This is a genomic window from Gemmiger formicilis (assembly GCF_018784445.1).
GTDB lineage: Bacteria > Bacillota > Clostridia > Oscillospirales > Ruminococcaceae > Gemmiger.
The window spans coordinates 1-3,498 of record NZ_WQOH01000059.1; the positions used below are offsets into that span (position 1 = coordinate 1).

Consider the following 3,498-nt stretch of genomic DNA (forward strand, 5'->3'; position numbering starts at 1 on the left):
CAGAAACTCTCAAACTTCATTTGAAGCGCCGCGAGGGAGTAGACTTCCTCGGTAAAATCCATCTGGATGCGGCGCAGCACATCGTCAAGCAAGTCATCCCCCACCGCCCGCGCGATGGTATGCCGGACACGGCGCAGCGCAGACCGCTTTTCGCGGTAGAGGATGTACGCCTTGGCCACCTCATAGTGTCCGCGCTCCATGAGCGTTCGCTCCACCTCGTCCTGCACACGTTCCACGGTGAGCGGCACTGTGACGGAGAGATTGTCGAGAACGGTGGCGAGGATCTCATCCAGCTCTCTGCTCCCGATCTCCTTGCCCTGTCCGTCAAACGCCTTTTTCATGGCGTTGAAAATTTTCTCCTGTTGAAAGGGAACAGACTCCCCGTTTCGTTTTCTGATCTCCATTTCGATTCTCTCCTCTTCTCCGGTCACTAGCCTAATAGGTTTTCCTTGGGGACCTTCACGTCGTTGAAGATCAGCTCCGCCGTGGAGGAGGAGCGAATGCCCATCTTGTCATAAGCCGTCCAACCGAAACAAGCAATAAAGTGCGTACTTTTCATTTTATATTCGACGCATTATGTTAAGATGTGCAGTAGATGCTCCATTTTGCTGTCCCATTCTCTGCTGGAATCGGCGCACTCTTTCAGTTCAGTTTCGATTTCAGTATTTATCGGCAGGTTTTTCTTATAGCGGATTGTATGCTCAAGGCTTGCCCAGAAGTCCATGGCGATTGTACGGAGTTGTATCTCCACCGGCACATGGATCTCTTTTTCCGCAAAGAATACCGGCAGCCGGATCGTCAGGTGCAGACTGCGATAGCCATTTGGCTTAGGGTGTGAAATATAGTCTTTCTCTGTGATAATTTCAATGTCAGACTGATCTTTTAAGCACCTTGCCAAAAAGAACACATCCTCCTCGAAAGAGCAGATCACCCGCACACCGGCAATATCCATGATATTTGTCTGCATGGTCGGAAAATCCAGAGGAAGTCCGCGTTTCTGCATCTTATTCATAATGCTGGACGGCGACTTCAAGCGGCTTTTTATACTTTCTATCGGATTGCGGTCATGCTGCAATGAAAATTCCTCATTCAAAATTTCCAATCGGCTTTCAAGCGCTTTCAGCGCACATCGGTATTGCAGCATTACTTCCTGATACCTGCGATTTTCGCTTAAAAGGCGCTGGCACTGCAAATCATCTAAGCCTTTATCTGCCGCAACCGTCAAGCCAAATAAATTCTCACTCATAGCTTCTCCATTCCGCAGGGATAGGCGCTCCGCGCTGTCTGCCGCTCTTGTGTTACGACCTGATAAAAACTGTATCCGCCGGAGAGATGGGAACAGGCAAAACCGTACTGCGTCAAAAGTCGGGAGGCCAGATAACTGCGAAGCCCTGTCTGGCAATTCATATAAACAGGCTTACCCCGGTCTAACTCGTCCAAATGCTCCCGCAGATCGTCCAAAGGTATGTTCCGAAAGCCGTCCAGATGACCCCGCTGATACTCCCACGCCGTGCGGACGTCCAGCAGCGTCGCACTGCCATCGCAAGGCAAGTCCTCAACATCATTCCAATGGAACTGCCGTACCTTCCCGTTCTCTAAATCCTCAATCATAAAACCGGCCATATTGACCGGGTCTTTGGCAGAAGAATAAGGCGGTGCATAGGAAAGGTCAAGCTCCGTCAGTTCCAGAGCTGTCATTTTTGCGCGAATGGCCGTTGCCAGTACATCAATGCGCTTGTCCACACCGTCGCCGCCAACGATCTGCGCACCGAGCAGCCGCAGGCTTTCTTTTTCATACAGCACCTTCATTACCATAGACTGTGCACCGGGATAATAGGCCGCGTGGGATGCCGGGAACAATACGACTTTGTCGTAAGCGATCCCTGCTGCCCGCGCTGTCTTTTCATTGATCCCCGTAAAGGCCGCTGTCAAGCCAAATAGTTTCAGAACAGACGAGCCTTGAGAGCCGTGATAGCGGCTGTTTCCGCCGCAGATATTGTCAGCGGCAATGCGTCCCTGCTTGTTGGCGGGTCCCGCCATCGAAATCAACACTTTCTGCCCGGTCACGAAATGGGTAACCTCTACGGCATCGCCCACAGCATAGATGTCCGGCACGGAGGTTTCCATCCGCTCGTTGACAGCGATGCTGTCACGAATACCAAGCCTGAGTCCGGCTTCTTTTGCCAAATGCGTATCCGGGGTAACACCGATGGCCAGCAGCACCATATCCGAATGCAGCGGTTCACTTTCTTCCAACAGTGTCAGCACGGAATCTCCGTCCTGTCGGAATTCGGTGACGGTTTCACCCAACCGCAGAGCCACGCCGTGTCTGCGCATTTCCGAATGGACAAAGCTCGCCATATCCGCATCCAGCGGCGCTAAAAGCTGCTGGAGAAGCTGGACGATGGTGACGGAAACACCCATTTCTGCAAGGTTTTCCGCCATTTCCAGACCGATAAAGCCGCCGCCAGCCAAAACAGCGGTTTTCGGCTTCTGATCCTCAACAAAGCGCCTGATGCGGAGGGTATCCTCCACGGTGCGCAGCGTAAAAACGCGCTCACTGCTGACGCCGGAAAGCGTGGGCACCGTCGGCTTTGCGCCGGGGGCAAGAAGCAGTTTGTCATAGGTTTCCGTGTAGACCTTCCCACTGTCCAGTGCACGGACGGTGACGGTTTTCTCTGCGGGATTGATCGCAGTTACTTCCTGCCGTACTCGTACATCAATGCGAAAGCGATCCCAAAAGCTCTCCGGAGTTTGCAGCGTCAGTTCTGCTTGCTCTTTGATCACACCGCCCACATAATACGGCAGGCCGCAGTTGGCATAGGACACATAGCCGCTGCGCTCGATCATGATGATCTGCGCGTGTTCATCCAAACGGCGGATGCGGGCAGCGGCCGAAGCACCACCCGCCACACCGCCTACGATCACAACTTTCATCTTGCGCTCTCCACCATTGCGGTGATCTCCGACTTAGGCCGATAGCCCACCGACTTGGCAACGGCTTTTCCGTCCTTGAAAACGACCAGCATCGGAATGCTGGATACCTGAAAACGCATTGCCAGCTCCATCTGCTCGTCTACATTGATCTTGCCCACCTTGAGGGCACCGCTTTTTTCTTCGGCAAGCTCATGCAGTATAGGAGAGAGCATTTTGCACGGTCCGCACCAGTCCGCGTAGAAATCCAGCAAAACGGGTTTGTCGGAATGCAGTACCTCGTTTTCAAAATTCGCAGCAGTAATTTTCAGTTCAGTCATGAGAGTGACTCCTTTCGTTGATCTTTTATGATTCTTTGTTTTTCAGCTTGCAAATACCCTGCGTCATGGTTGATTTCCATGTTCGCCACATCTTTCTTGTTTATTGATTGTGGCTATATCATACCGCAGGACAAAGTATTTTTCTGTAACGAGGTCACATTAATAAAAAAATCCGGTGCTCAAAAAAGCACCGGATTTTTGAAAGATGAATTACGCTTTCCACAGACTGTGGAGGTTGCAGTAG

At 51.8% G+C, this 3,498-nt stretch carries 4 protein-coding genes; all 4 read right to left on the reverse strand.

The window, feature by feature from the left end; genetic code table 11:
• Nucleotides 1–404: ATP cone domain-containing protein (locus GPK89_RS14205; protein WP_252261688.1), on the reverse strand; the 404-nt coding region annotated here is incomplete at its 3' end.
• A gap of 170 nt (nt 405–574) precedes the next feature.
• Nucleotides 575–1,246, reverse strand: coding sequence for a GTP pyrophosphokinase (locus GPK89_RS14210; RefSeq protein WP_215694132.1), 672 nt, complete (start codon nt 1,244–1,246; stop codon nt 575–577).
• Entirely contained in the window at nt 1,243–2,937 is a 1,695-nt protein-coding gene (locus GPK89_RS14215) for an FAD-dependent oxidoreductase (RefSeq protein ID WP_215694134.1), read from the reverse strand. The genes GPK89_RS14210 and GPK89_RS14215 overlap by 4 nt, the downstream gene beginning before the upstream one ends.
• Entirely contained in the window at nt 2,934–3,254 is a 321-nt protein-coding gene (trxA, locus tag GPK89_RS14220) for a thioredoxin (protein ID WP_215694136.1), read from the reverse strand. Before trxA ends, GPK89_RS14215 begins: the two co-directional genes overlap by 4 nt.
• Nucleotides 3,255–3,498 lie beyond the last annotated feature (244 nt).

What these genes read in the sequence shown, in the direction of transcription:
- trxA (WP_215694136.1), bottom strand. Translation starts at nt 3,254, where the DNA reads ATGACTGAACTGAAAATTACTGCTGCGAATTTTGAAAACGAGGTACTG.
- GPK89_RS14215 (WP_215694134.1), bottom strand. Translation starts at nt 2,937, where the DNA reads ATGAAAGTTGTGATCGTAGGCGGTGTGGCGGGTGGTGCTTCGGCCGCT.
- GPK89_RS14210 (WP_215694132.1), bottom strand. Translation starts at nt 1,246, where the DNA reads ATGAGTGAGAATTTATTTGGCTTGACGGTTGCGGCAGATAAAGGCTTA.